The following is a 3126-nucleotide window of genomic DNA, read 5'->3' on the forward strand; positions in this document are numbered from 1 at the left end:
GCCGACAACACCGGCCACCAGGCAGCACGGCGGAGAACCCATTCCCAGCCCGTCCGGCGATTGAGGACGAGGCGCGCAGCGCCGACAACGCCCGCCGCCAGGCAACACGGCGGAGAACCCAAACCCAGCCCGTCCGGCGATTGAGGACGAGGCGCGCAGCGCCGGCAACGCCCGCCGCCAGGCGGCACGGTGGAGAGCCCAAACCCAGCCCGTCCGGCGTTTGAGGACGAGCGCCGCAGGCGCGATGCGGGCGTGGCCCGTGGTGGGGGCCGGGGGCGGAGCCCCCGTGGCGGGAGGCGAGACGGCGGGGCCGCGTTCCGGGGCGCGTGTGTGAGCGGCGAGAATCGGGGTATGGAGATCCGCGACTTCATCCGCGTCCTCGACGCGGAGGGCACACGCCTCGCCACCGCCGCCGGACACAGCGGCACCGCCGCCCCCGTACCCACCTGCCCCGGCTGGACGGTCGCAGACCTTCTGCGGCACCAGACGATGGTCCATCGCTGGGCCGCCCGCATCGTCGGCGAGGCCCTGAGCGCCCCCTACGAGCCCACCGAGCCGGACCTCGACGGAGCGGAGCTCCTGGCCCACTACCGCGAAGGGCACGCCCACCTCGTGCGGACCCTCCGCGACGCACCGGACGACCTCGACTGCTGGTACTTCTTCCGCGCGCCCTCGGCGCGGGCCTTCTGGGCCCGCCGCCAGGCGCACGAGACCGCCGTGCACCGGGTGGACGCCGAGGAGGCCGCAGGCGGTGCGATCTCGCCGCTCCCGGCCGCGTTCGCCTCCGACGGCATCGACGAACTGCTCACCGGTTTCCACGCCCGCCGCAAGAGCCGCGTCCGCAGCACGCACCCCCGCACCCTGCGCGTACAGGCCACGGACACGGACGACACCTGGACCGTGCACCTGTCGCAGGACCCGCCGCACACGGACCGCGGCGCGGACGGCGACGCCGACTGCCTCCTGCGCGGCACCGCGGGCGAGCTGTACCTGGCGCTGTGGAACCGCCGCCCCTACGACGGCCTGCGCATCGACGGCGACCCGGCACCCGCCGAGCTGTGGCGTGCCGACTCCGCTGTCACGTGGAGCTGAGCGACCGCTCCAGCACCGCCCGCTGCACCGGCAGCGCCGACTCGTACACGGCCCGCCCCTGCTCCGTGAGGCACACCGACACCCCGCGCCGGTCCGTCGGGCACATGCCCCGGTTCAGCAGGCCGCCCTTCTCCAGCCGCGCCACCAGGCGCGACAGCGCGCTCTGACTGAGGTGGACCCGGTCGGCGACCTCCTGCATGCGCAGGGATCCCTCGGGGGCGAGCACGTCGAGGACCTCGAAGTCACTCGCGCCGAGCCCGAATGTATGCAGTTCACGGTCCAGCGCGCACACGGTCCTGGCGTGCAGGGCGCGGATCTCGCGCCAGCCCGCCAGTACCTGCTGCTCGGTACGGGTAGCGGCCATGTCCGCACGGTACCAGGACAGACGAATTGTTGCACCTGAATTAAATGCACTTGCATTCAATGCATGTGCATGTAGTCTCTTGGGCATGACCTCTCCGCACAACTCCCCTGTCACGGAGCAGACATGGACCCCACGCCTGTGGGGCACCCTGATCGTCCTGTGCACCGCGCTCTTCCTCGACGCCCTCGACGTCTCGATGGTCGGCGTCGCCCTGCCGTCCATCGGCGCGGACCTCGGCCTGTCCACCTCGTCGCTGCAGTGGATCGTCAGCGGCTACATCCTCGGCTACGGCGGTCTGCTGCTGCTCGGCGGCCGCGCCGCCGACCTGCTGGGCCGGCGCCGCGTCTTCCTCATCGCGCTCGGCGTCTTCGCCGGGGCCTCGCTGCTCGGCGGTGTCGTCGAGTCCGGCGAGCTGCTGATCGCCACCCGCTTCATCAAGGGCCTGAGCGCCGCGTTCACCGCGCCCGCCGGCCTGTCGATCATCACCACCACATTCCCCGAGGGCTCCATGCGCAACCGGGCCCTCGCCCTGTACACGACCTGCGGTGCCACCGGTTACTCGATGGGCCTGGTCTTCTCCGGTCTGCTGACCGAGTTCAGCTGGCGCTGGACGATGCTGCTGCCCGCCCCCATCGCCCTCATCGGCGTGATCGCCGGTCTGAAGCTCATCCCGAAGAGCCCGCGCCCCGAGGGTCGCCGCCACTACGACCTGCCGGGCGCCGTCACCGTCACCGCCGCGATGCTGACGCTCGTCTTCACCGTGGTCGAGGCCCCCGAGGCCGGCTGGGCCTCCGCCCGTACGCTCGTCGGATTCGCGCTCGCCGCGGTGCTGATCGCCGTCTTCGTCGCCGTGGAGCTGCGCGCCAAGGCGCCCCTGATCCGGCTCGCCGTGCTGCGCTCCAGCAGCCAGGTCCAGGTCAACGTGGGTGCCGCCACCTTCATGGGCGCCTACATCGGCTTCCAGTTCATCGTGACGCTCTACCTGCAGCAGCTCCTCGGCTGGTCGGCGCTGGAGACGGCGCTGGCGTTCCTGCCGGCGGGCGCGCTGGTCGCGCTGTCGTCCACCAAGGTGGGCACCGTGATCGACAAGTTCGGCACCTCGCGGATGATCGTGCTGGGCTTCGCCTTCCACGTCATCGGGTACGCGCTGTTCCTGCAGGTCGACCTCAGCCCCACGTACGCCGCGGTGATCCTGCCGTCGATGCTGCTGCTGGGCGCCGGCTTCGCGGTCGCCTTCCCGTCGCTCAACATCCAGGCCACCAACGGCGTCAAGGACGACGAGCAGGGCATGGTCGCCGGCATGCTGAACACCTCGGTGCAGGTGGGCGGCGCCGTCTTCCTCGCGATCGTGACCGCGGTGGTCACCGCGGGCGGGACCGAGGCGGGCCGCACCCCGCAGGAGGTGCTCGACAGCTACAAGCCCGGTCTGGTGACGGTCACCGGCATCGCCGCCCTGGGTCTGGTGGTCACCGCCCTCGGCCTGCGCGCGGCGCGGCGCCGGCCGGGCCGCTCGGTTCTGGTGGCCTCGTCGGCGGACCTCAACACGACCGCAGACGAGAAGACGGCCGCCGAGGAGAAGGTGAGCGTCCGGGACTGAACTCCCGCGCGCGGTCGCCGTGGCCTGACAACCGCACGACGAAGGGCCCGGCCCCGTTCCTCCAGGAACGGGG

At 71.9% G+C, this 3126-nt stretch carries 3 protein-coding genes; 2 read left to right on the forward strand and 1 reads right to left on the reverse strand.

Features of this window, described 5'->3' with window-relative positions; genetic code table 11:
* Nucleotides 1–351 precede the first annotated feature (351 nt).
* Entirely contained in the window at nt 352–1092 is a 741-nt protein-coding gene (locus AB0M28_RS40210) for a maleylpyruvate isomerase family mycothiol-dependent enzyme (RefSeq protein WP_365415763.1), read from the forward strand.
* Here the strand turns inward: AB0M28_RS40210 and AB0M28_RS40215 are convergent.
* Nucleotides 1079–1456, reverse strand: coding sequence for a MarR family transcriptional regulator (locus tag AB0M28_RS40215; RefSeq protein ID WP_365415764.1), 378 nt, complete (start codon nt 1454–1456; stop codon nt 1079–1081). The two genes, AB0M28_RS40210 and AB0M28_RS40215, sit on opposite strands and share 14 nt — an antisense overlap.
* A gap of 85 nt (nt 1457–1541) precedes the next feature.
* Between AB0M28_RS40215 and AB0M28_RS40220 the strand changes: the two genes are divergently transcribed.
* The gene (locus tag AB0M28_RS40220) at nt 1542–3053 is read left to right on the forward strand and encodes an MFS transporter (RefSeq protein WP_365415766.1); all 1512 of its coding nucleotides are present in this window, start codon (nt 1542–1544) and stop codon (nt 3051–3053) included.
* Nucleotides 3054–3126: the final 73 nt, after the last annotated feature.

The organism is Streptomyces sp. NPDC051940, assembly GCF_040680895.1.
Classification (GTDB): domain Bacteria; phylum Actinomycetota; class Actinomycetes; order Streptomycetales; family Streptomycetaceae; genus Streptomyces.

Bases quoted from the DNA above. Each gene is read 5' to 3' on its own strand.
- AB0M28_RS40210 (WP_365415763.1), top strand. From the start codon at position 352: ATGGAGATCCGCGACTTCATCCGCGTCCTCGACGCGGAGGGCACACGC.
- AB0M28_RS40215 (WP_365415764.1), bottom strand. From the start codon at position 1,456: ATGGCCGCTACCCGTACCGAGCAGCAGGTACTGGCGGGCTGGCGCGAG.
- AB0M28_RS40220 (WP_365415766.1), top strand. From the start codon at position 1,542: ATGACCTCTCCGCACAACTCCCCTGTCACGGAGCAGACATGGACCCCA.